Annotated in this window: 24 protein-coding genes; 11 read left to right on the top strand and 13 right to left on the bottom strand. The window is 65.2% G+C overall.

Translation table 11 applies throughout. From position 1 onward, the window contains the following. Position 1: 1 nt before the first annotated feature. From GUV69_RS15385 to GUV69_RS15370, 4 genes are all read right to left on the bottom strand, one after another. Positions 2-1,507, bottom strand: a complete 1,506-nt coding sequence (locus GUV69_RS15385) for a dihydrolipoamide acetyltransferase family protein (protein ID WP_164203985.1) — start codon at positions 1,505-1,507, stop codon at positions 2-4. 52 nt (positions 1,508-1,559) lie between these two features. Next, complete coding sequence (locus GUV69_RS15380) at positions 1,560-2,540, bottom strand: alpha-ketoacid dehydrogenase subunit beta (protein ID WP_164203983.1); 981 nt, start codon at positions 2,538-2,540, stop codon at positions 1,560-1,562. Beyond that, the gene (locus tag GUV69_RS15375; RefSeq protein ID WP_164203981.1) at positions 2,537-3,811 is read right to left on the bottom strand and encodes a thiamine pyrophosphate-dependent dehydrogenase E1 component subunit alpha; all 1,275 of its coding nucleotides are present in this window, start codon (positions 3,809-3,811) and stop codon (positions 2,537-2,539) included. The genes GUV69_RS15380 and GUV69_RS15375 overlap by 4 nt, the downstream gene beginning before the upstream one ends. Before the next feature lie 148 nt (positions 3,812-3,959). Then, positions 3,960-5,078, bottom strand: coding sequence for a histidinol-phosphate transaminase (locus GUV69_RS15370; protein ID WP_164203979.1), 1,119 nt, complete (start codon positions 5,076-5,078; stop codon positions 3,960-3,962). Positions 5,079-5,217: 139 nt separating this feature from the next. Here GUV69_RS15370 and GUV69_RS15365 point away from each other — a divergent pair, with 139 nt between their 5' ends. Then, the gene (locus GUV69_RS15365) at positions 5,218-5,646 is read left to right on the top strand and encodes a phage holin family protein (protein ID WP_164203977.1); all 429 of its coding nucleotides are present in this window, start codon (positions 5,218-5,220) and stop codon (positions 5,644-5,646) included. Between the two features lie 61 nt (positions 5,647-5,707). On the opposite strand, the gene GUV69_RS15360 is transcribed toward GUV69_RS15365, so the two are convergent. Then, positions 5,708-7,087, bottom strand: a complete 1,380-nt coding sequence (locus GUV69_RS15360; RefSeq protein WP_164203975.1) for a hypothetical protein — start codon at positions 7,085-7,087, stop codon at positions 5,708-5,710. A 549-nt stretch (positions 7,088-7,636) separates the two neighbouring features. Between GUV69_RS15360 and purB the strand changes: the two genes are divergently transcribed. Then, complete coding sequence (gene purB / locus GUV69_RS15355) at positions 7,637-9,079, top strand: adenylosuccinate lyase (RefSeq protein WP_164203973.1); 1,443 nt, start codon at positions 7,637-7,639, stop codon at positions 9,077-9,079. A 245-nt stretch (positions 9,080-9,324) separates the two neighbouring features. Beyond that, complete coding sequence (locus GUV69_RS15350; protein WP_164203971.1) at positions 9,325-10,005, top strand: histidine phosphatase family protein; 681 nt, start codon at positions 9,325-9,327, stop codon at positions 10,003-10,005. Here the strand turns inward: GUV69_RS15350 and GUV69_RS15345 are convergent. From GUV69_RS15345 to GUV69_RS15335, 3 genes are all read right to left on the bottom strand, one after another. Continuing rightward, positions 10,002-10,871 carry a serine/threonine-protein kinase gene (locus tag GUV69_RS15345; RefSeq protein WP_244292744.1) on the bottom strand — a complete coding sequence of 290 codons (870 nt, stop codon included), beginning with the start codon at positions 10,869-10,871 and terminating at the stop codon, positions 10,002-10,004. The two genes, GUV69_RS15350 and GUV69_RS15345, sit on opposite strands and share 4 nt — an antisense overlap. Then, the gene (locus GUV69_RS15340; protein WP_164198702.1) at positions 10,868-11,176 is read right to left on the bottom strand and encodes a hypothetical protein; all 309 of its coding nucleotides are present in this window, start codon (positions 11,174-11,176) and stop codon (positions 10,868-10,870) included. The genes GUV69_RS15345 and GUV69_RS15340 overlap by 4 nt, the downstream gene beginning before the upstream one ends. A 71-nt stretch (positions 11,177-11,247) precedes the next feature. Further along, on the bottom strand, positions 11,248-11,757 hold the full coding sequence (locus GUV69_RS15335) for a MarR family winged helix-turn-helix transcriptional regulator (protein ID WP_164203969.1): 510 nt from the start codon (positions 11,755-11,757) through the stop codon (positions 11,248-11,250). Positions 11,758-11,915: 158 nt separating this feature from the next. Here GUV69_RS15335 and GUV69_RS15330 point away from each other — a divergent pair, with 158 nt between their 5' ends. From GUV69_RS15330 to GUV69_RS15300, 7 genes are all read left to right on the top strand, one after another. Further along, complete coding sequence (locus GUV69_RS15330; RefSeq protein ID WP_164203967.1) at positions 11,916-12,419, top strand: GNAT family N-acetyltransferase; 504 nt, start codon at positions 11,916-11,918, stop codon at positions 12,417-12,419. A gap of 61 nt (positions 12,420-12,480) precedes the next feature. Next, positions 12,481-12,915: an acyl-CoA thioesterase gene (locus GUV69_RS15325; protein WP_164203965.1), complete on the top strand. Its 435-nt coding sequence runs from the start codon at positions 12,481-12,483 to the stop codon at positions 12,913-12,915. Positions 12,916-13,149: 234 nt separating this feature from the next. Next, positions 13,150-14,214 carry an extracellular solute-binding protein gene (locus tag GUV69_RS15320; RefSeq protein WP_431197113.1) on the top strand — a complete coding sequence of 355 codons (1,065 nt, stop codon included), beginning with the start codon at positions 13,150-13,152 and terminating at the stop codon, positions 14,212-14,214. A 67-nt stretch (positions 14,215-14,281) separates the two neighbouring features. Further along, positions 14,282-15,349 (top strand): ABC transporter ATP-binding protein, encoded by a 1,068-nt coding sequence (locus GUV69_RS15315; protein WP_164203961.1) that lies wholly within the window; start codon positions 14,282-14,284, stop codon positions 15,347-15,349. Next, positions 15,346-17,199 (top strand): ABC transporter permease, encoded by a 1,854-nt coding sequence (locus GUV69_RS15310; protein ID WP_244292743.1) that lies wholly within the window; start codon positions 15,346-15,348, stop codon positions 17,197-17,199. The genes GUV69_RS15315 and GUV69_RS15310 overlap by 4 nt, the downstream gene beginning before the upstream one ends. Before the next feature lie 46 nt (positions 17,200-17,245). Then, a complete protein-coding gene (locus GUV69_RS15305) occupies positions 17,246-17,659 on the top strand; it encodes a hypothetical protein (RefSeq protein ID WP_164203959.1) in 414 nt (137 codons plus the stop codon). Between the two features lie 32 nt (positions 17,660-17,691). Beyond that, positions 17,692-18,333 (top strand): thymidine kinase, encoded by a 642-nt coding sequence (locus GUV69_RS15300; protein ID WP_164203957.1) that lies wholly within the window; start codon positions 17,692-17,694, stop codon positions 18,331-18,333. Between the two features lie 50 nt (positions 18,334-18,383). On the opposite strand, the gene GUV69_RS15295 is transcribed toward GUV69_RS15300, so the two are convergent. The 3 genes from GUV69_RS15295 to GUV69_RS15285 form a co-directional block, all read right to left on the bottom strand. Further along, positions 18,384-19,574, bottom strand: a complete 1,191-nt coding sequence (locus GUV69_RS15295) for a 4-hydroxybenzoate 3-monooxygenase (protein WP_164203955.1) — start codon at positions 19,572-19,574, stop codon at positions 18,384-18,386. Positions 19,575-19,664: 90 nt separating this feature from the next. Beyond that, complete coding sequence (locus tag GUV69_RS15290; protein WP_164203953.1) at positions 19,665-20,444, bottom strand: IclR family transcriptional regulator; 780 nt, start codon at positions 20,442-20,444, stop codon at positions 19,665-19,667. A 42-nt stretch (positions 20,445-20,486) separates the two neighbouring features. Beyond that, positions 20,487-21,539 carry an FUSC family protein gene (locus GUV69_RS15285; protein WP_164203951.1) on the bottom strand — a complete coding sequence of 351 codons (1,053 nt, stop codon included), beginning with the start codon at positions 21,537-21,539 and terminating at the stop codon, positions 20,487-20,489. A 165-nt stretch (positions 21,540-21,704) separates the two neighbouring features. Between GUV69_RS15285 and GUV69_RS15280 the strand changes: the two genes are divergently transcribed. Next, a complete protein-coding gene (locus tag GUV69_RS15280; protein WP_164203949.1) occupies positions 21,705-22,544 on the top strand; it encodes an ACT domain-containing protein in 840 nt (279 codons plus the stop codon). 80 nt (positions 22,545-22,624) lie between these two features. Here the strand turns inward: GUV69_RS15280 and GUV69_RS15275 are convergent, their stop codons facing one another. Beyond that, entirely contained in the window at positions 22,625-23,542 is a 918-nt protein-coding gene (locus tag GUV69_RS15275; protein WP_164203947.1) for a diacylglycerol/lipid kinase family protein, read from the bottom strand. A gap of 76 nt (positions 23,543-23,618) precedes the next feature. After that, positions 23,619-23,873 carry a hypothetical protein gene (locus tag GUV69_RS15270; protein ID WP_164203945.1) on the bottom strand — a complete coding sequence of 85 codons (255 nt, stop codon included), beginning with the start codon at positions 23,871-23,873 and terminating at the stop codon, positions 23,619-23,621. Between the last annotated feature and the right edge of the window lie 38 nt (positions 23,874-23,911).

The following is a 23,911-nucleotide window of genomic DNA, read 5'->3' as shown; positions in this document are numbered from 1 at the left end:
CCTAATCAAGAAGGAGCGCCGGCTCCTCAAGGATGGCGGCGACGTCGGCCATAAAGCGGGCTGACAGGTCACCGTCAACCACCCGGTGGTCGAAGGAGCCGCCCAGCGTGGTGATCCAGCGCGGAATGACCTCGCCGTCCAGGACCCACGGCTTCTGCTTGATGGTTCCGAAGGCCACGATAGCTACTTCGCCCGGGTTGATGATGGGTGTTCCGGTGTCGATCCCCAGCGCACCAATGTTGGTGATGGTCAGTGTCCCGCCCTGCATCTCAGCCGGCTGGGTCTTGCCCGCACGGGCCGTGGTGGCCAGGTTGTTCAGCGCCAGCGCCAGCTCCTTGAGCGAGAGGTCCTGCGCGTCCTTGATGTTGGGGACCATGAGTCCCCGCGGGGTGGCGGCGGCGATGCCCAGGTTCATGTAGTGCTTGACCTGGATTTCGGCGGCGTCGGTCCCGTCCACGTTGTCCACCCAGGTGGCGTTGACGCTGGGGTTCCGGGCTGCGGCCCAGATGACGGCCTTCGCAAGGATCAGCAGCGGTGAAACTTTGATCCCCTCAAAATCGCGGGAAGCCTTCAGCCGCTTAACGAACTCCATGGTGCGGCTGGCGTCAACATCAACGAAGATACTGACGTGCGGCGCCGAGAACGCCGATTCCACCATGGCCTTGGCAGTCGCCTTGCGGACGCCCTTGACGGGGATGCGTTCAATCCGCTGGTCCTGCGGCTTGCCGGCCTTGCCCCAGAAGCCGTCTGCCTTGTCGAGCTCGGCGTCACGCTGGGCCTGGTAGCTGACCAGGTCATCGCGTGTTACTTCGCCGCGGTAACCGGTGGCCACGACGTCGGCGAGGTCGATCCCCAGGTCCCGGGCGATCTTGCGGACGGGCGGCTTGGCCAGGACGCGGTTCACGAGGCCTGTGATGGTTCCGCCCAGGGTTGGCCGGTTGTCGACCGCTCCGGTGACTGTGCCAGCCGACATCCGCGCCCCGGCAGGCGCGGCCACCGGCGGGGAGACTTCCGCCGCCGTATGGGGCTGTACAGGTTCCACCTCGGGGGCATTGCGCGACACGGCGTCGGCGGGCGAGACGGCGGCAGGCGCCGACTTGCGGGGGCGGCGCTTGACCGCGTCTGCCTTGGGACCTGACCCCACCAGCGGTCCGCCGGCCGGGGCACCACCGGATGCATCGCCGTCGTCCGCGGGAAGTTTGCCGTACAACGGCTGAACCGGAGTTGCGGGAGCCGGCACGTCGGCGGGACTCGGATCACCGGAGATGGCATCCGAGACGCTGATAATGGCGGTCCCGACGTCGATCGTGACGCCTTCGGGAACCAACAGTTCGGTAACCGTACCGGCAAAAGGTGAGGGCAGCTCAACCAGTGACTTGGCGGTTTCGATCTCGCACAGGACGTCGTTGACGGCGACCATATCCCCGGGTTTGACCTTCCAGGTGACGATTTCCGCCTCGGTAAGGCCTTCGCCCACATCGGGCAGATTGAACTTGTTGAGAGCCATGGTGTCCTCTTTTGCGACGGGTTTTGCGGCGGGCGCAGGCGGGGCGGGGTGCCTAGTAGGCCAAGGCGCGGTCCAGCGCCTCGAGGATGCGATCAATGCCGGGAAGATAGTCTTCCTCGACCTTAGCCACGGGGTACGGCATGTGGAACCCGCCCACGCGGATCACGGGTGCCTCCAGGGAAAGGAACGCACGTTCACTGATCCGGGCCGCGATCTCCCCGCCGATGCCGCCGAACGTCGGCGCCTCATGGGCAACCACAAGGCGGCCGGTCTTCTTGGCGGAGGCCGTGACGGCATCAAAATCGATCGGGGAAATGGAGCGGAGGTCGATGACCTCGATGCTGTGTCCGTCCTCGGCAGCGGCGTCCGCTGCCGCAAGGGCCACAGGCACGAGCGGCCCATAGGCAACAACGGTGGCGTCTGTACCTTCGCGGACCACGTGGGCTTTGAACGGATCGGCCGATGCTCCCGGCGACACCGTATCCACCTCGCCCTTGAGCCAGTAGCGGCGTTTCGGTTCGAAGAAGATCACGGGGTCCTGGCACTCGACTGCCTGGCGAATCATCCAGTACGCGTCATGGGCGTTCGACGGCGTGATGATCCGCAGGCCCGGCGTGTGGGCGAACAGCGCCTCCGGCGATTCGGAGTGGTGTTCGATCGAGCCGATTCCGCCGCCATACGGGATGCGGATGACCACGGGAACGGTCAGGTTGCCGTTGCTGCGGGCGTGCATTTTGGCGAGCTGGGTGGTGATCTGGTTGAAGCCGGGGAACACAAAGCCATCGAACTGGATCTCGCAGATGGGCAGGTAACCGCGGAGGGCGAGTCCGATTGCCGTCCCGATGATGCCGGATTCGGCGAGCGGAGTGTCCACTACGCGGTCTTCACCGAACTCCGCAAGGAGGCCGTCGGTCACGCGGTACACGCCGCCCAGGGCGCCAATGTCCTCGCCCATCAGCAGGGAACGGGGGTTACTGCCCAGCGTTTCGCGCAGGCCCTCGTTGATGGCCTTGGCTATGGTCATGGTGGTCATGAGCGGGCCGCTCCTGTCGCTGCGTCATCGTTTGTCCCGGGCCCGGCCGGGCCGGTCTCTGCCTCGTCAGCGAAGCCGGCACTGTATTCCTCGAACCAGGCCAGTTCCTCGGCCACAAGCGGGTGGGCCTCGACGTACGTGTTGGCGAATGCAGTCCGGATGTCAGGGGTTTCCAGATCGTGCGTGGTCTTGCGGACGTAGGCGGCCAGTTCGTCGCCGTCGGCCTTGACCTTCTCGAAGAAGGCGTCGTCCGCCAGGCCCTGGGCACGAAGGTACTTTTCCAGGCGGTCGAGCGGATCTTTGGCCCGCCAGAGCGTTTCCTCGGATGATTCCCGGTACTTCGTGGGGTCATCGGCGGTGGTGTGCGCGCCCACACGATATGTGAAGGCCTCGATCAGCACCGGGCCGTTACCTTCGCGGGCATGCTCCAGGGCCCACTCAGTGACGGCATGGACGGCGATGACATCGTTTCCGTCCACCCGGACGCCAGGGAAGCCGTAGCCCTTGGCCCGGTTGGACAGCGGAATACGGGTCTGCACGGAACTGGGTACGGAGATGGCCCAGTGGTTGTTCTGGCAGAAGAACACCACAGGCGCATTGTACGAGGACGCAAAAACCATGGATTCGTGGACGTCGCCCTCGGAACTGGCGCCGTCACCGAAGTAGACCATGACCGCGGCCTTCGGCTCAGCCGGCCGGCCCGGCTCTCCGCCGGCAGCTGCGGCTGCGAGCTTCTGGTCCCGCTGGATCCCCATGGCATAGCCGACGGCGTGCGGGGTCTGGGCAGCAAGGACCAGCGTATAGAGGTGGAAGTTGGTGTCCTTGGGGTTCCAGCCGCCGTTGGAGACGCCGCGGAACTGGCGAAGAAGTTCGGCAAGGTCCACGTTGCGTGTCAGCGCCACACCGTGTTCCCGGTACGTGGGGAAGATGTAGTCCTGCGGCTGGCTGGCCCGCCCGGATCCGATCTGCGCGCCTTCCTGGCCCGTGAGCGGGACCCACAGCGAGAGCTGGCCTTGGCGCTGCAGCGCCGTTGCCTCAACGTCGAAGCGGCGGATCCTTGCCATGTCAGCGTAGAAGCCCCGGAGCTTTTCGGCGTCCAGACGGTCCGCGTACGCGGAGAATTGCGGGTCTGTTCTTAGGGTGCCGTCCGGCGCCAACAGCTGCACCATCGGTTCGGCCGGGTCGCCCAGCCTGGCCTCAGCCTCGGCTTCGAGCTGGTCGTCTACCGCTGTTCCTTCGAACTCGGTGGAGGGCAGATGTGTGGCGCCCATACCGTCTCCTTGCTTGCTGCACGCGGATGCGTTGCAATGTCGCTGGGATATATGCCCCGCAAGGAATGCATTCCTTTGTTGGCATATATTTGGCTTACTGGTCCTTACTTTATCTTCAGTAGGTGCCGCTGCTGACGCATGTTAAGCGCTAGGAACGCCGTGGCGGCTTTGTATAGCCTGCACAGAGCTGGAGGAAACGGCTGTTGGCTTCCGGTTCGCCGATGCTCACGCGCACTCCCTCACTGCCGAATGCCCGCACCGAGAGCGCCTGTTCCCCGGCCAGATCGGCAAATTCCATACTGTTGGCACCAAGATCCAGCCAGACGAAGTTGCCCTGCGCCTCCGGCACAAACCAGCCCAGCTCCTTCAGCCCGGCCGTTACGCGGGTTCGTTCGTCCACAATGCTTTGTACCCTTTCTACAACCTGGGGGTAGTTCTGCAAGGACACTATTGCGGCCTTTTCCGCGATCTGTGACACCGCAAAGGGTGTGGCGGCCACCCGCAGGTACTCTGTCAGGCCGGGGTTCGAGACGCTGTAGCCCACGCGAAGGCCCGCCAGTCCATGGGCCTTGGAAAACGTCCGGAGCACAATAACGTTGGGATATTTGCGGTACAGCGCCAGGCCGTCCACAGCATCCTCAGCACGCACGAACTCCTGGTAGGCCTCATCGATAACCACCACAACGTCTGACGGGACGGACTGAATGAAGCGTTCCGTTTCAGCAGCAGTCAGGGCGGGGCCGGTGGGGTTGTTGGGTGTGCACAGCAGGATGACCTTGGTTCGGACCGTGACGGCTGCAGCCATGGCTGCAAGATCGTGGCGGCCCTCAGCCGTCAACGGGATCCGCACGCTTTCCGCACCTGACAGGCCGACGCTGATGGGGTAGGCCTCAAAGGACCGCCACGCGTAGATCACTTCGTCGGCTTTGCCGTCGTCGTTCTGTCCGGCGAACGTGGACAGGATCTGGCTGAGGGCACCCAGGCTGCCCGCGCCGGTGACGATGTCCGCTGCCGGGACGTCCAGGAAGTCCGCGAGCGCCGCACGCAGCTTGCTGCTGAGCGGGTCCGGGTAGCGGTTGAAGTCCGTCTGTCCGGCAATGGCCGCAAGCACGGCCGGGAGCGGCGGCAGGGGGTTCTCGTTGGAGGACAGCTTGTAGCTGGCCAGGCCTTCCACGGCGGCCGGGGGCTTCCCTGCGGCGTAACGGGGAAGCCGGCCCACTACGGGACGAGGCCGGATTTCCCCAGACAGAATCTCTGATGACGTCATGCAAACTAGCCTACTTTCTCCCGCGTCGTGCGGCGCCGCCCCCGCCCGGGGCTGATACACGGCGGCGGAACGGGCACAGCACACCGGGGCCTCGCAGTGCGGCCCGGCACCTCACAGGGCCGTGTGAAAGCATTGGGCTATGCGCTCTTTTATTCTTCGGGTCCTGATCAACGGGCTGGCCCTCTGGATTGCCAGCTGGATTTTGCCCGGCCTTGATATCTCCACGTCCGCCACCACCGAGGCTGTGGCCAACTCGGGCGTAACGCAGGGCACGGAGACCATCGGCATCATCCTGGCCTACCTGTTCATCGGACTGATCTTTGGCGTGGTGAACGCTTTTGTCCGGCCCCTGGTCAGCTTCCTGTCGCTGCCGATCACCATCCTGACACTGGGCCTGTTCACGATCGTCATCAATGCCGCCATGCTGTACCTGACGTCCTGGCTCAGCAGCTACACGCCGGTGCATTTCTCCATTGACTCCTTTTTCTGGACGGCGGTCCTCGCCGCGATCATCATCACGCTCATCTCCCTGGTCGCAGGCAGGGTTCCGGGCGGCCGCCGGCGCTAAGCCTCGAGCAAGACCGAACGGCTTTCAGCAGGTCGCCGGTGCGGCTGCCGGGCAGCGCCGTTCAGCCCTGCATCCTTCCGGTGGCCACCTGGTTCTCTGCCTCGGACCGCTGTGGTGACCGCTGGGCGGGCTGCAGCCTTGGCCCGGGCGCACTCGCCTCCTGGATCGGGGTCCGTGACAAAGCGAAGCGTGTGGCCGTTGCCGTGCCGCCGGCTCCGAGGACGCCGGCAAGGACCGCGGTCGAATGCACCAGCGTGGGGTCCTCGCTGGCACCCACCAGCCTGGCCGCCTCCTGGTAGTTGCCCAGATTGTGGCCGGGGCCCAGTCCCGGATCCTTGCCTTCCGGCGTTGTCACCTGGTCCAGGAGCGTTACCGTCACCCGGCTCCGCGTATCCGGGTTCGCGGTCCCGTCCGTTCCGGGCACCCAGTCCTGGCGGTGCTGGAGATGGAGGACGCTGACATCACCGGCCGGCTCGATGCTTCCGACCGGGGAGCCCGCCGTGAGCACGTATTTCATGGCGTATTCCTTGCGGAACAGAGGATCGGCCGCAAGGTTCATGGCATGGATCCCGCCCTGGCTGTAGCCGACCGCCACCACCGGCGCCCCCTTTTCTGCCCCGGCTTCCTGCAGCGCAGCCCGCACAGCGACGTTGACCTCAGCAGACCGGTGACCGACGGCTTCCGCGATGCCTGCCGGATCGAACGGGTTCGCTCCCCCGATGTCATCCCCGGCCTGGGTTCCGGGAATAACAACGACATAGGCCTTGTGCCCGCCCGTATCTGTTTCGATGACCTCGATATGGCCGGGGCCCCTTTCGTCAATAATCCGCGCCCGCTCCAGGAGGGCAGCAGGGGATCCATCGAAATCAACGGGCATGGTTTCCTTCCGGTCCACCACAATGCGGCGCGGTTCCAAGGCTGGAACGAGGGCGCCGGCGATGCCCAGGATGTGGTGCCTGGCCTTCACAATGTTGCGCAGCGCCAAATCCGTGCCGCGAAGGTCGGGCCACAGCGGATCGTCAAGGCGGACATGTTCGAAGTCACGGAACGAAGGAATGCCCATGGTGGCGAACAGGCTTGTCGCCGCCTCGGCAGCCTCATAGTCCCGCTTGCTGGCACGGACCTGGCTGCTGATTGCCTGCAGTTCCAAGCGGACGGCCTGGACTCCCAGCCTGGCGCAGCTCAGGGCCGACACCGCCCCTGTCCACGTGGGTGTTTGGCTGAGTTGGTAAGACCCCAGATTGGATTGGATACGTTGCACCTCGCCCTCTGTGTGGGCCAACTCCTCGGCAAGGAGGTCAAGCTTCTCTGCACCGCCCACGAGTTCCTCAAGCTGGAAGGTCATGCCGCCAATTCCGCCCCTGATTTCCAGGCCGCTGTCCACAGCAGGGCCGGTGAGCCTTATGGGCCCGCCGGCACCGGACGGCGTTACCTCGGCCACGGAAATTGCCCCGCGGGAGCAGCCGCGGCGGTTGGAGCGGAGGCAACGTCCTGCGCGTGCCGGCTCACTGCCGCCACCGCCTCCTCAATCGCGACGCGCGCCCTGCCAAGCACTACCTCCTGAAGGGCCACGGAATCCCGGTACGCCCGCCCGGCCGGTGACTGCCACTCCAACAACTGGATCTCCCGGAACCCGGCAAGGACCCGCGCCACACTGTCCCCGCATACGGCTACCCGCCGCGCCAAATTCTGAACCTCGTATCCGCGACTCAGTTGCGCCGCCAGATCAGCGGCCGTCAAGTCCCCGCCCACGCGTCCCCCTCCCTGCTGCACAGCACGTCCTGCCGGATCACCCGAACCCCTGTCTCCTGAACCCGATCTACTGAACCCCGACGCTACGGTCCGCCGCTCACGCTACGGAAGCACCGCCGTCGGCTATGTGGACAAACACGGCGGCAGCGCCGATAAACGGAACACCCCGCGGGGGGAGGACAGGTCACGCGGAACCTGCCGCTTAAGCCGCGGCCGGAGTTCATGAAAGAATCAGCACATGCCTGAAACTGCCGCCCCAGCTGATACCCGCACGCCCTCCGGACGCCTGGCCCTCGCCGCCTCCCCGGAGCCGATCGCCCTGGGCCCGCTGGACGGCCGCTACCAGTCCGCCGTCGCACCCCTCGTTGATTACCTGTCCGAGGCGGCCCTCAACCGTGACCGCGTGGCAGTGGAAGTCGAGTGGCTCATCCACCTGACCAGCAACAACGTCCTCCCCGGGGCCGGCCCGCTGACCCAGGAGCAGCAGGACCAACTCCGTGCCGTCGTCACGGAATTCAACGCGGCGTCAGTAGCCGAGCTGGCCGAAATCGAAGCCGTTACGGTCCACGACGTCAAGGCCGTGGAGTACTACATCGGCCGCCGCCTGCCCGGCATCGGCATCGAAAACCTGACCGCCATGGTCCACTTCGGCTGCACGTCCGAGGACATCAACAACCTCTCCTACGCCCTCGGCGTCAAGGGCGCTGTGGAGGATGTGTGGCTGCCCGCCGCCCGTGCCCTCGTGGCCCAGATCAGCACGATGGCCGAGGAGAACCGCGCCGTTCCCATGCTGTCCCGCACGCACGGCCAGCCCGCCACTCCCACCACGCTGGGTAAGGAGCTGGCGGTAATCGCCCACCGCCTGACCCGCCAGCTGGACCGGATCGCGAAGACCGAATACCTGGGCAAGATCAACGGCGCCACCGGCACGTACGCCGCGCACGTCGCGTCCGTTCCCGGCGCTGACTGGCAGCAGGTGGCCAAATCGTTCGTTGAGGGCCTGGGCCTGACCTGGAACCCGCTGACCACCCAGATCGAAAGCCACGACTGGCAGGCCGAGCTGTACGCCGACGTCGCGCGGTTCAACCGGATCCTGCACAACGTCTGCACGGACATCTGGAGCTACATCTCCATCGGCTACTTCGCCCAGATCCCCGTTGCCGGCGCCACCGGATCCTCCACCATGCCGCACAAGGTCAACCCGATCCGCTTCGAAAACGCCGAGGCCAACCTGGAGATCTCCTCCGGCCTCCTGGACGTCCTCGGTTCCACCCTGGTGACCTCCCGCTGGCAGCGCGACCTCACGGATTCCTCCAGCCAGCGCAACATCGGCGTGGCATTCGGCCACTCCCTGCTTGCCATCTCCAACGTGGCCAAGGGCCTGGACCGGCTGGATGTTGCCGAAGACGTCCTCGCCGGGGATCTGGACACCAACTGGGAAGTCCTGGGCGAGGCCATCCAGATGGTCATGCGCGCCGAAGCGATCGCCGGCGTCAAAGGCATGGAGAACCCGTACGAGCGCCTCAAGGACCTCACCCGCGGACAGCGCGTTGATGCTGCCCGCATGCAGGAATTCGTCCAGAGCCTGGGCCTTTCCGCCGACGCCGAGGCGCGGCTGCTCGCCCTCACGCCCGGAAAATACACCGGCATCGCGGACCAGCTGGTGGACCACCTCAAGTAGGCCGTGTTCCCGGACAACTGAAAAGTACGACGGCGGCGCCGGGCTCATCAGGGCCCGGCGCCGCCGTTTTGGGTTGTTGTGGCCGCGGGCCGGTGCGTTCCTGCCCGGTTGCCGGCCCGGATTCCGGCATTTCGGGTCCAACACGCCGTGTCCCGCCGCGTAAGCGCAGCAGCAACCGGGCGGGAACGCACGACGCCCCAGACGTCCTGGCGGCACGGCCCACTCCGGGGTGCGAAACTGGACTCATGAAGCTGCTCCTCATCCGTCACGGACAGACCCCCGGCAACGTACTTGGCCAGTTGGACACCGCCCACCCGGGGCCGGGGCTCACGGAGCTCGGCGAGCGGCAGGCTGCGGCGATGGCACGCTCGCTGGCCAATGAGCAGATCGGCGCGCTGTACGCGTCCACGCTGGTGCGGACCCAGATCACCGCTGCCCCGCTGTCCCGGCTGCACGGCATTGAAGTTGAGGTACTGGACGGCCTCCACGAAATCGAGGCCGGGGCATTGGAGAAGCTGACAGACCATGAAGCCCACAAGCGGTACATGACCACCGTCTTTGCCTGGGCCGCCGGCGACCTTGACCGCCGCATGCCTGCCGGCCCGGACGGCCGCGAGTTCTTTGCACGGTACGACGCCGATATCGCCCGGATTGCCGAACGCGTGGCCGGAGGCGGGGACTCTGCCGTGGCCGCCGTAGTCAGCCACGGCGCAGCGATCCGTACCTGGGCAGGCCTGCGTGCACAGGGCGCCGACCACGAATTCGCGGCCCGCCACGTTCTGGCCAACACCGGTATCGTTGCTGTTGAAGGCGACCCCGACTCCGGATGGAAGCTGATCCACTGGGACGGCAGCCCCGTGGGTGGCCTTGCCCTCGCGGATCCCACAGCCGGGGACCCTACGGGCACGGATGTGGCCGGGCCCTAACGCACCGGGGAACCGGCCAGCTTTCGGGCCATGACTGCAGCCTCACCTGCGGACGGCCGTTCAGCGCTGGACATGGCTGTCACTGCACGCAGCAAGGTGCCCCAGCCCGGGCCCAGACCGGCCGGGATGACAGGACTGCGCAGTGTCCGTGCCACGAGGGATTCCACTGCCGTACCCGTGTAGGCCCTGGCCCCGGTCAGGAGTTCCAGGAGGACCAGGCCCAGTGCATAGACATCCCAGGCAGGCTGCGCCGTTCCACCGGACGCCTGCTCAGGACTCATGTAATGCACGGTCCCCGATGACATTCCGGGCTCGGGCGCGGCACCGGCAGCCGCCGCAATGCCGAAGTCAACAATCCGGACAGGGCTGCGGCGGAGCCCGCTGAGCATAAGGTTGCCGGGCTTGATGTCCCGATGGACCACACCCTTGCCGTGAAGGTAGCCCAGCGAGTCATAAAGGGCGCCGGCCCATCCGGCTACGTCATGGGGAGAACGCAGCGGGCCCCGGGACACGTCCGCGAGACTGGGTCCAAATGCGAGTTCTTCCACAATGTAGGGCCTTCCCGACAGCGGCCCCCTCGGCGGCACGGTTCCTTCCGCAATGAAGCTGATGACAGACGGGTGATCGAGGCCGGCCAGTATGCCGGCTTCGTTGGCGATCCGTTCCCGGTGCTTGGGAGAGGGGTCGGCAGCGATTTTCACTGCTACTTCACGGCCGCCGGCGAGGTCCACGGCACGGAAGACTTCGGCCATGGAACCCCGCCCGAGCCGCTCCTTCAGTAGGAAGCGTCCCGACACCAGGATCTCCCCGGCCATCGTGCCATGCCCGGAGGCAACTGCCGACGGCGCTACCGCCAGGGCCGTCACTCTGCGACGGTGCCGGTGAGGACCGGCAGCCGCCGCTCCGGCGCCTGCGGCTCGTTGGAAAGGTCCGGCCATCCGGTGGCCCAGGCGTCGAGTTGGAAGCCGCAGCCGCAGCGCCAGACCGGAGGCAACTGGACGGGTCCGTCGGCAGCCTCGAAGGTGTAGCCCACGGCGGTGGCGCCTACCGCAGGAATCACCATTTCCATCTCAGTGGCGCAGTGAACGGGCCATTCTGCTCCGTCGTAGGTGTCAGGTGCCGATGAAGAACCCGGCGGGACTGCCTCAAAACAAATGTTGATCGCGCTCATGACTCCCCTTGGAATATTCAGGACTAGTCGTAAGCATACATATTACTAGACGGGCTAACTAGTTGCCCTAGCTATTTGGCTTCCGTGTCGCCGGATTCCGCCTCGATGGCGCGGGTCATCCGCGCGAGGAACTCCACAACCACCCTCGCCTCCTCAGCGGACAGGCCCTCCGCCACGGACATCATCCGGCGGTGCATCGCCCCAAGGGTTTCGCGCACCTCACGGTCGGATTCCACCGTGGGTACCACCACCACTGAGCGGCGGTCTGTGGGGTGCGACTCCCGCCGCACGTGGCCGCTGGCCACCAGCCGGTCGATGAGGGATGTCGTGGAGGCGCTTGTTATGCCCAGGAACAGGCTCAGATCCTTCGGCACCACGGCACCTCCCGACGCCTGGACGCGCAGGACGTACCGCAAAGCCAGGATGTCCGTCTCCCCCATCCCCATGGAGTCGCGCGTGGAGCGCCGGACGGCCGTCTCGGCGGTGCGGTAGTCGCGCAGGGACTTGAGCACTAACGCGCTGTAGTCCAACTGGCCGTCCGGCCCGTACCAATATCCGGAACCTTCATTTTTGGAGCCCATGCAATGATCTTAGACGGTCTTATAACTAGGCCATCGAGAATGTTGCCTTAGCGCGGCCGCACCGGCCTGTTAGCCAAACCCTTACGACGGGGAAACACCCGCGTAACCCGGCGCCCGTAGGCTCATCAGGCATATCCCTTCGGCGAATCGAGGCAGTCATGCAGACCAACCCGCGTCTCAACATCAGGGCCGTTACCTGGGCCAACCCTGTTGGCGCCGATCTGCGCAGGGCCCAGCAGGCTGAACTGGACGCCCGCTTCGGTACGCCGGACCACGAACCCGGGACCCCGCCGTCGGGCGCTGACTGCGCTGTATTCCTTGTGGCGTATGACAAGGGTTCCGGCCAGCCCGTGGGCTGCGGCGGACTCAGGCTTCTGGACGACTCAACGGCAGAAATCAAGCGGCTGTACGTCCTCCCTTACACGCGCGGTTCAGGCGTTGCCAGCTCCATCCTCGCCGCCCTCGAGGCCGAGGCCTACAAGCAAGGAATCACCAGGATCAAGGCCGAAGCGGGCTCAGCCCAGCCCGATGGCCGGAACTTCTACCAGAACTCAGGGTTTGAACCGGTGCCCAATTTTGGCGCCTACATCGGGGTGGAGCACTCCTACTGCTATGCGAAGCTGATCGACTCCCACAGTGCCGCCCACACTGCGATGGCCTAACCATGCGTCACACGGCGCCTGGCAATGCGCACCGCGCGCCGGGGTCGGCTAACCTCGCCCTATGGAATCAGCAGACATCACTTTCCGGACGCGCAAATGGGTGCGGCCCGAGGACCTCAACGCCAACGGCACACTGTTCGGCGGCAGCCTGCTGAAATGGATCGATGAGGAAGCGGCCATTTACGCGATCCTCCAGCTCGGCAACGGGCGCGCGGTGACCAAGTACATCTCCGAGATCAACTTCGTCAGCTCGGCAGTACAGGGGGACCTGATCGAGATGGGCCTGACGGCTACGCGGTTTGGCCGGACGTCGCTGACCATGCGGGCGGAAGTACGCAACATGATCACCCGGCAGAGCATCCTCACCATCGAACAGATCGTCTTTGTGAACCTCAGCCCGTCCGGCCAGCCTGAACCGCACGGCTACACCGAAATCACGTATGACCGTGACAGGATTCCCACGCACCACCTGACTGAAACCCTGAATCAGGACTGACGACGGCGGGACTCGCCTGTGCGCCCGAGCGCACCTGCTTCGCAACGTTCACCGCGCGTTTACGCACTGTGCCCTGAATGTTACCTCAATGGGGCCAGACTCGACAGCCTGGCTGTTTATCGAATTGATAGCTATAAACGCCCCCATTAGTCGAGTCCAGCTATAGGCTTGCCGGACTATGCTCCGAGTCGAGTCCAGAAACGAGTCCTGATCGTGCGTAAATTCCAGACTTTAATGGCGGCCGCCGTCGCCGCGACCATGTTGGCCGGCTGCGGCGGCGGTACCGCAACCCCCGCAGCGTCCGAAGCCCCCTCCTCCACTTCGACGGCTCCTTCCGGCGAAACCCTGGTGGTTTACACGAACTCAAACGGTGAAGGCCGCGGCGACTGGCTGACCGCGGAGGCCACCAAAGCCGGCTTCAAAATCGAGGTGGTGGGGGCCGGCGGCGCAGACGCCACGAACAAACTCATCGCCGAAAAGAACAACCCCATTGCCGATGTTGCCTTCGGGCTGAACAACATGTACTTCGCCCAGATCAAGGCCGCCGGCGCGCTCGAAGCTTTTGACCCGGCGTGGGCGGGCGAAGTGGACACGGCCGTAGGGGACACCGGTGACGGCAAGGCGTACTGGCCGCTGGTGAAGCAGGCAATCCTCCTCGGCTACAACGCGGACAAGTTCAGCGCCGACGCCGCCCCCAAGGACTGGTCAGACCTCTGGACCAAGGACGAGTTCAAGTCCCGCTACGAGCGGGTCACCGGCCTGGGAACCGCAACAGCGCAGCTGGTGTTCGCGGGCATCCTCTCCCGCTACAAAGACGATTCCGGTGATCTTGGCATCTCCGATGAGGGCTGGAAGCAGGTTGAGCAGTATTTCCAGAACGGCAGCCCGGCCGTGGCCAAGACCGACCTTTTCGCACGGATAGCCTCCGGCGAAGTGGACATGGGCCAGATGCCTTCCTCGATCATTGCCGAGCGGGAGAAGTCCTTCAACGTCAAGGCCGAAACGGTGATTCCCTCGGTCGGTGTTCCGCTTGCTGTTGAACAGATTGCCCTGGTGAAGGGGACGGACAAGAAGGCTGAAGCAGTAAAGTTCATCGACTGGTTCGGCAGCGCGGACGTCCAGGCCGCCTTCGCCAAACAGTTCAACTCGATGCCTGTCAACAAGGTCGCGGCAGAGCAGGCCAACCCGGAGGTGGTGGAGTTTTTCGCCACCGTCAAGCAGCAGGACATCGACTGGGAGTTCGTCCAGGAGAACATGGGTGCCTGGGTGGAAAAGATCGAGCTCGAATACATGCAGTAGGACCCCCCCTACCGCCCCGCCCCCGCACCGTAGCCGGGTCAGCCGGCTTTCCCCAGACAGGTACCCCATGATCCGCCTAGACAACATCGAAGTTACCTTCGGCGATTTTGTAGCCATCCCGAACCTTGACCTGCACGTGAAACCCGGCGAGTTCTTCACGCTGCTCGGGCCTTCCGGGTGCGGCAAGACGACGGCGTTGCGGACGTTGGCGGGGTTCATCGAACCTTCCGCAGGGACGGTGCATGTGGACGGGAAGAACGTCACCCGGCTTCCGAGTGACAAGCGTCAGGTGGGCATGGTGTTCCAAAACTATGCCCTGTTCCCCAGCATGAGCGTCTGGGAGAACATCGCCTTCGGGCTCCGGGTCCGCAAGGAGAAATCCGCCGAGAGTGACCGCCTGGTGCGCGATATCGCGCGCCGGGTGGAGCTCAGCGATGAGCAGCTGCACAAAAACGTGGCGGAACTCTCCGGCGGCCAGCAGCAGCGTGTGGCCGTGGCCCGGGCCCTGGTGCTGCGGCCCAAGATCCTCCTGTTGGATGAGCCGTTGTCCAACCTGGACGCCAAGCTCCGGCACCAGCTCCGGCAGCAGCTCAAGGACCTGCAGAGCGAGTTCGGCATCACCACCGTGTACGTCACGCACGATCAGGACGAAGCGCTGGCCATGAGTGACAGGGTGGCCGTCTTCAACAAGGGCGTGGTGGAACAGGTGGGAACACCACAATCCATTTACGATTCCGCCGCCACCGAATTCGTCTGCAACTTCATCGGTGACAGTTCGCCGCTGACCCCGGAATTCATCGCTGAGCTCAACAGGCTCTCAGGCGCCGGCCTCAGCCCCGCCGCCAACTCCTACCTCCGGGTGGAAAAGGCGTCACTGACGCAGCCCGCGGACGGGGGCACCGCCGTCGGACTTTCCGGACAGGTGGTGTCCCGCACCTACCACGGGCTCCACAGCCGCTACATTGTGCGGAGCCACGGCGCAGACCTCCGGCTGCTGGTGAAGGAAGACGGCGCCGCCCACCCGGACACGGGAGCGGAAACCACTGTGTACGTCCAGCCGGGGCACGTGCTGCAGTACCACCCGGATACCGGCAAGGCCCTGGACAGGCGGGAAGAAGCGGTGACCCTGCCATGAGCGGGTCCTCGGCGGGCGGGCCCTCCACCAAGAGCATGCTCCGCTCCCCCTTCGTCCTTATCGTGGGCGCAGTGCTGACCTGGTTTATCGCCGCGTTCCTGGTCTGGCCCAACGTGAACGTCCTGATCGCAACGTTCTTCCCGGACGGGAGCTTCTCCGGCCGGGCCGCGGAAAAGCTGTTCTCCTCCCAGCGCGCCATGAAGTCCCTCGGCAACAGCTTTATGCTGGCCGTGGCCCTGTCCATCACGGTCAATGTGGTGGGCGTTTTCATTGTGCTGGTTACGCACTACTTCAAGATCCGCGGTTCCAGAATCCTCTTCCTGGGCTACGCCACCACGTTTATCTACGGCGGCATCGTGCTGGCCGCCGGGTACAAATTCATCTACGGGGACAAGGGAATCGTCACGTCCCTGCTGGTGAGCGTGTTCCCGGGCATGGACGCAGCCTGGTTCTCCGGGTTCTTCGCGGTCCTGGTTGTCATGACCTTTGCCACCACCACCAACCACATGCTGTTCGTTGGCAATGCGCTCAAGGGCATTGACTACCAGACCATCGAGGCCGCCAGGAACCTGGGCGCCTCAACCTGGACCATCCTGCGCCGGGTGGTCCTGCCCATGCTCAAGCCCACACTGTTCGCCGTCACCATCCTGTCCTTCCTGACCGGGCTGGGCGCCCTCAGCGCACCGCAGGTGCTCGGCGGCCGTGATTTCCAGACCATCACGCCGATGATCCTGACGTTTGCCAACAGCGCAACCTCCCGGGACCTGGCTGCCCTGCTGGCCGTTATCCTGGGCGTCTCCACCATCCTCATGCTTGCGGTCATGTCGCGGCTGGAGAAGCGGGGCACGTATTACTCGCTGTCCAAGGTGTCCTCGGCCTTGCAGAAGCAGCAAATCACCAGTCCTGTTGCCAACGCTGCCGTGCACGTCATCGCCTACCTGCTTTTTGCGCTGTACACACTGCCTGTTGTGCTTATTGTGCTGTATTCCTTTGCCGACGGCGCCGCGATCCAAACAGGCCGGATCTCGCTGGGCAGCCTGACCTTCGACAACTATGTACAGGTCCTCACCCAGGAGTCGGGCCTGCGGCCCTTCGTTGTCAGCGTCGTGTACAGTGCGCTGGCTACGGTGATAGCTGTGGGCGGCCTGCTGTTCGTGGCCCGGCTGCTGCAGAAGTACAAAAACTGGGTCGCCACCACTTTCGAATACCTCCTCCACATCCCCTGGATTCTGCCCTCCGCGTTGCTCGCCTTGGGGCTCATCATCAGCTATGACCACCCCAACCCCCTCGTGGGCGGCGCCGTCCTGACCGGGACCACCGTGATCCTGTTGATCGCTTTCGTCACAGTCAAGATCCCCTTCACGCTCCGCATGCTCAAAGCATCGTTCGCGTCGGTCAACTCCTCAATGGAGGAAGCCGCCGCCATCATGGGAGCTAAAACGCTGTACGTGTTCCGCCGCATCCTGCTGCCACTGGTTCTTCCGGCAGCGGCTGCGATTGCGGCATTGAACTTCAATACCCTCCTGGATGACTACGACACCGCGATATTCCTGGCGCACCCCCTCGTCCAGCCGCTGGGCCTGGTGATCAAAGCGAATACCGACGGCGCCGAAGGGGTGCAGGGCGTGGCGAACACGTTTGTGTACACCGTGCTGCTGATGGTCATCACGGGGCTGACCATGTACCTGGTCTACGGCCGGACCAACCGGCGCGGTGCCGGCACGTCCGGCGGGCGGAAGTCCGGCGGGCGGAAGTCCGGCAAGGGCCGCCGCAGTTCGCAGGCCAGGGTGACCGTGGCTGAGGCTGCTCCCGTGCCCGACGCCGCGCCGCTGCCTGCCGGCAGGCCATGAGGTCCGCCTGCGCCGCCGCACTTCAGCGCGGCTACACTGGGTGCCGATGAACGACTACCTCGTGATGGCCCTGCTCCTGGGCGTGCCCGGCCTGGGGGCCGTGGGAACCGGTGCAGTGGCGTGGAGTGGCCGGTGGCGTTCGTGGGCGCCAAACTATGTATCCTGGCGCTTCCATACAAAGAGGAATTACCTGCCGCTGCAGGTCGGCTTCGCAGGACTCATAATCCTCTGCGCCATGGTGCCGCTGACAGCCACGCTGGAGCATTGGGAGCACGCCGGGAACCTCTGGACCGCATTCGCCCTTGTGGCGATGACTGCAGCGATCGTGACCCGTTTCTGGTGGTCGCACTGGCTCACCCCGCGCTGGCACAAGGACTGGATCCGGCGCGGCGGCGACAAAGGCAGATATGACGTCCCGCTCTGGGGTCCCGACGAGAATCCCCGGGGCTCAAAAGCATAGGATCAATAGCCGGACCCTATGAAAGGACCCCCTTGGCCAAGCTCTACTTCCGCTACGGTGCCATGAACTCGGGCAAGTCCACCGGACTCCTGCAGGCTGCCTTCAACTATGAGGAGCGGGGCCAGCGGGTCCTGCTGGCCAAGCCCGATGTGGACACCAAAGGCGATACCGACATCGTGTCCCGGCTGGGCATGACCCGGTCCGTGGACTTCCTGATCTCCCCGGAGACGTCCGTCCGCGACCTGTACGCGGCGCACGCGGCGGGAGATGACCCCAATGCCCTGCTGGAGCATGTGGACCAGAAGCCGGTGGCATGCCTGCTGGTGGACGAGGCGCAGTTCCTCACCCCGGACCAGGTGGACGATCTGTTCCGCATTGCTGTCCTGGACAACGTGCCGGTGCTGGCATACGGCATCCGGACCGACTTCCTCACGCACGCCTTCCCGGGCTCGCGCCGGCTCATGGAGGTGGCCCACACCCTGGAGGAGCTCAAGACGATCTGCCGCTGCGGGCGCAAAGCCATCTTCAACACCCGGCGCGTGGGCAACGAGGTGGTGTTCGACGGCGACCAGGTAGCCATCGACGGCCAGGACGTCTGGTACGAATCCCTGTGCGGGTCCTGCTATCTCGAGGTATCCGGCGGACGGCTCGGCGGTCAGCGGCCGGAGGCTTAGCCTCCGGCACGCTTCCCACCTGCCGGCCGCTTACACCTGCCAGCCGGGGACTACTGCGCTCCGGGCCAGCCGGTGTAGGCCTCGGCAAGGTAGGCCATGCCATGCCTGGACGAAACCACCGAGTTGAGTTCGCCGAGCTGGCGGGCACGGGAGAAGTCGTCCGCATCGGTGGGCGTGTGCAGCATGGTGGTCATCCAGTAGGAGAACTGCTGCGCCTTCCACACGCGCTCAAGGGCGCGGTCGCTGAAGCTGTCCAGCAGGGCCATGGACCCGTTCCCGTAGAACGATTCCAGACCCTCAAAGAGCATCTTGACGTCGTGGATTGCCAGGTTCAGGCCCTTGGCGCCGGTGGGCGGCACCGTGTGGGCGGCGTCGCCGGCCAGGAACAGGTTGCCGTGCCGCATGGGCGTGTGCACAAAGCTCCGGAAGGGCAGGACCATCTTGTCAATGACCGGGCCTTCCTTCAGTTCGAAGCCGTTGCCGTTGACCCGGCTGCGGAACTCGGCCCAGATCCGGTCGTCGTCCCACTCGGCAACGTTCTCCTTGGGATCGCACTGGAAGTACATCCGCTGGACCGTTTCGGTCCGCTGGCTGATCAGGGCGAAGCCGTTGTCCGAGTTGGCGTAGATCAGCTCATCGGAGCTGCGCGGCGCCTCGGCCAGGATGCCGAACCAGGCAAAGGGGTACTCGTGGAAGTACCACTTGCGGTCGGCCTCCGGAATTTGGAACCGGCAGTGGCTGCGTGAACCGTCGGCGCCCACCAGGAATTCGGCCTGGATCTCGTATTCCACACCCTCCGAGTCGGTGAACCAGACTTTCGGCTTGCCTTCGAGGTCGTGGACAGTGGTGTCGGTAACGCTGTAGCGGACGTCGCCGCCGTCGGCCTTCCGCCGTGCGGCGAGGTCCAGGAACACATCGGTCTGCGGGTAGAGCCACACGGATTCGCCCACGAGGTCCTTGAAATCGATGCGGTGGCTTTCACCGTTGAACCGCAGCTCAATGCCATCGTGCCGGTCGCCGTCGCGCAGCACACGGTCCGAGACTCCGCTGTCCACCAGCAGGTTCACCGTGCCGTGTTCCAGGATTCCGGCGCGGACCGTTTCGGAGATCTCCTTGTGGCTGCGGACCTCGATCACGGTTGATTCGATGCCGGCCTTGGCCAGGAGGTGGGAGAGCATCAGGCCGGCGGGACCGGCGCCCATGATGGCCACCTGGGTGGTGATGACTTTACGTGCTGCCATGACTGTTTTCTCGCTTCGTTGCGGGGCCCGCGCTGCCGGGGCCGGTAAGTGGATCTGGCTAACAGTCTGCGCCGATAGCTGTGATTAGCGTTATACGAATTCCGTTGAACGGAAGGCGAACTGCGGGCTAAGATCCCCGAGCCGCCGCGCAATGCCCCGGGCCGCGGTCTGCAGCGCTGGAACCAGAGCCTGTAGCCGTACCTCGTGGAGCGGCACCACAACACCCAGGGCTGCAACCGCGTGTTGCCGGCTGTCGATCACGGGGACGGCAATGCCCCACGTGTCCGGATCGACCACACCGGCCAGTTGCGCGAAGCCTGTGTGCGCGGTCTCGGCGAGCAGCGTCCGCACGGCTTCCGCCGTCACCTTTCCGTCCGGATCCACGAACTGCGTCAGGTACTCTCCCTGCACCGCCTTGCCCTGGTGCGCCATCAGGGCGAGGCCGGCGGACGAGACGTGGACCGGCATCCTGCCGGCGATGCGGGCCCGGTTCGCCACGGAGCCCCTGCGGGAAAGCCGCTCCACGAAGAGGGCTTCCCAGCCATCCAGCACGGCCAGGTTCACGTTCTGGTTGAGGACCTGCTGGATGTCTTCCATGAACGGCATGGCAGCCTGGCGCAAAGCCAGGGTGGGCGAGTTCCGGTTCACCAGTTCCCACAGCCGCAACCCCAGCCTTACTGTTCCGCCGCTGCCGGTTTCCAGCAGTCCATGCGCGGCGAGCTGCCGGACCAGCCGGTGGGCAGTGGTGAGCGGGAGGCCCGAGCGGGTGGCCAGTTCGGAGAGCTGCAGGCTTCCGGACCCCTCGGGGAAGGCGGAGATCACGCGGACGACGCGGTCAACAACCGAGTCGCCGGAGAGAGAATTTGCCACAATACCCCTTCCATTGAATGGCTTCGCTGAAGTGTCCCCAGATTACACCCCGCGCAGGCGCCGCCACAGGCCCGGTGCCAGCACCACGGCAATTCCGACGGCGGCACCAATGAATGTCTCGATGATGCGGTCCCGCAGCAAAACCGTGGGCGACGCCGGCACCACCAGTAGCGTGGAGATCAACGCCAGCGGCGTGACGAAGAGCTGCGCGAGCACGTACTGGCGGGCAATAAAGAGCTCCGCACCAAACTGGCAGGCGGCTATGACCAGGACGGTCTGCCACGGCGCGAGGCCGAGCAGCAGGATGCCCGCCAGCAGCGCCAGGCCGAGGACGGTACCGATGATTCTTTGCACACCGCGGCTGACACGGTGCCGGGTGGAATGCCCCACAAGCGGGACCACCGCAGCCACCATCGCCCAGTAGTTGTGGCCGAAACCCAGCCACTGCCCGGCCCAGGTGGCGAGGGCACCGGCCAGGCCGGCAGCCACCAGGTAACCCAGGCCCTCGAGCCAGGCCGTTCGACGCTCATCAGCAGTGCGCCGGATCGGGCGCGGACGAACCCACGGCGTGCGGTGACGCGGCAGGACACGTGCGGAGAACCCGATCAGCAGGCAGAAGGCGGTGGTGAGGGCTGCCACCAGCATGCCTTCCCATACCGGCGGCTGGTTGGGAATGGACGCGATGGCCGCGAAAGCGAAAATGTGGAACAACGAGCCGGCAGGACGCAGCCGAAGCCAGGAGATGGCCACCGAACATGTTCCGGCCACCAGCGTTGTGGCCAGGACCAGGAGCCAGGTGGTGTTGGCGCTGTCCAGTCCCCAGGCTGCTCCGGCGCGGGCCGCGAGCGCAGCCAGCAGGATGACAACCAGCATCAGCAGGCCTGCCCGGAGCTGCAGCACAAACCGCGTGCCGTGGGGTTCTCCCCGCCCGTAGATTCCCGTGAACGCACCGAAAGACGCGAAGATCGCCAGGTCCAGCCGGCCCAGCAACACCAGCGTGATCAACGGGACAAAGATCCCCACCGCACACCGGATGGCCGGGTGGTGGTCCTTGTTGGCGGGAGCGATGCTGAACATCTCAGCGAGGATCTTCACGTGCTGATGGCGCCTTCCTGCAAACAACCGGTACACCAGTAGAAACTGGTACATCTCTGACGGGCGGCCGCGCTGACGTCCACATCGATCCTACGCCGCGGCCTGTTCCCATAAACGGAACGGCAGGGCAACACCACCGAAACACCCCCACGCAATCCTTAGGGCATGACGCCCACCGCACGCATCCCTGCCACGGCTGATCTGAGCTGCGAAGTCTGCGGCCTGATGCCCGAACCCACCAAGACCCGCCTGACCTTGGCGAATGTCGCCGTGATGCTCCCCATTGAGCTGCTGGTCCACGCCCTTGTGGTGGAAACCCACCTGCCGTATCTGGCCAAGGTACTGGTGCTTACGCTCACGGCCACCGTTCTGGTGATCTGGGTGGCGGAGCCGTCCGCAGCCCGGATCCTGCGTGGCTGGCTGCACGCGCCGGCGCTCCGTCACCGCAGGAAGCTGGGCACCGCACCGGCCTTGTGGCGGGCACGCACTGTCCTGCTGGACCAGCCGGGTGCGCTGCAGAAGGTCACCCGGGCGCTGGCCCGCCTGGACACCAACATCCTGAGCATCCACGTCCACCCGGTGGCCGGCGGAGTGCTGGACGAATTTGTGCTCTCGGCGCCGGGCAACCTGGCTGAACGCCAACTGCTGGAGGCGCTGGACGACGGCGGCGGGTCCCGTTCCAAGGTGTGGCCCACCACAGCGCTGGCCATGGCGGACGGGCAGACCAAGGCGCTGAGCCTGGCGGCCAGGATCGCCGACGCACCGGACGAGCTGCCGCTTGCGGTGGCCGAACTGCTGCGAGCCCGGGTCCTCACGCCGGCGGAGGCCGTGCTGGAACACCACGACGCCGGCACCCGGCTGAAGATCCCCACCGCCTGGCACGGACCCATTATCTTCGCCCGTCCCGGCGAGCCGTTCACGCCTGCCGAGTCCGCCCGCGCGCACCGGCTCGCCGAGCTCGCGGAGATCCTCGCCCACCGCCCCGCCCCGGCGCACGGCATGTAGACCGGCCCAGACCATCTAAGTAGCGCTATCTGTCGTTCTGAGCCCTCAAAACGACAGATAGCGCTACTTAGTTGGGAGGGCTACAGGCGGACGGTGAGCGCCCCCGGTTCCATGGTCATCAGGACGTGCTTGCCTTCGCCCTCGTGGTCGCCGTCCAGCTGGTAGTCGTCGTTGTGTTCCAGGGTGATCTCCACGGACTTCCCCTGGTAGTACTCCACTGCAGTGTCCTTGCCGCGGCCCTTGCCGATCATGCCGGCGATCACGGAGAACCAGCCCAGCTTCCCCTGCGGGGCCAGCACCGCCACATCCAGCAGGCCGTCATCCATCTTGGCGTCGGGGAAGATCTCCAGACCGCCCTGGACCTTGCCGCAGTTGCCCACCATGACGCTGCGGATACCGCGGTGCACAACGTCTTTGCCGTCGATCGCGATGGTGGCCTTCACGGGCTTGCCGGGAAGGTTCCGGATCCCGGCGTCCACGTAGGCCAGCCAGCCCACCTTGTCCTTGAGGTCCTCGTTGGTGTCGGCCATGATGGTGGCGTCGTAGCCGACGCCGGCCATGACCAGGAAGATCTGCTCCTTGTCGGGGTCGTTCCGGCGGGCACGGACAACGTCGATTTTCCGGTCGGTTCCGGCCAGAGCCCCGGCCATGGCACCGTCAAAGTCCGTGACGTCCATGCCCAGGTTGCGGGCCAGGAGGTTGCCCGTCCCGAACGGAAGCAGCCCCATGGGCACATCGCCGCCGGCCAGGACCTCGGCCACGCACCGCACGGTGCCGTCGCCGCCGGCTGCAATAACGACGTCGGCCCCCTGCTTGAGTGCCTCCTTCGCCTGCCCGACGCCGGGATCTTCCTTGGTGGTCTCGAGCCAGATGGGCTCCCCCCACCCGTTGGCCGTGCAGTGCTTTGCCGCGAGCGCCTCGACATCAATGTCCACCGGCTTGGCAGGATTGATGATGATGGCCGCACGTTTGAGATCGGTGGACGGGTTGGCAGTCATGGTGTCCTTCGGTGAAAGTGAATGTGCCTCTATGAAAAGGGTACTTGCCGTTTTCCGGTACCCCGTCGGCGCCGCCCTATTGACGGTTAGGGAGTTCCTGGCTGCGGGTTTCCTTGGTGCGGGCGTTGATCCGGGCTGACCGGATGATGGTGTAAACACCAAGGGCATCCACAACGGCGATGACGGCGACCAGCCAGTACAGTCCCCGGCCCGCCACGAGGAACATGCCCACTAGCCCGGTGGCAACAGTCATGATGACGGGGAGCAGCCATACCGGACGGGCCGGGCTGGTTGCGTCGGCGGGGGAACCGGTGGTCTGCGGGTCGCTCATGGGTGTGTCTCCTGGAACTCGTGAAGGCGCGGCGGAAA

Origin of the sequence: [Micrococcus luteus] ATCC 49442 (genome assembly GCF_010367585.1) — a bacterium.
Lineage (GTDB): Bacteria > Actinomycetota > Actinomycetes > Actinomycetales > Micrococcaceae > Arthrobacter > Arthrobacter luteus_A.
This window is presented reverse-complemented; position numbering and strand designations above follow the sequence as displayed.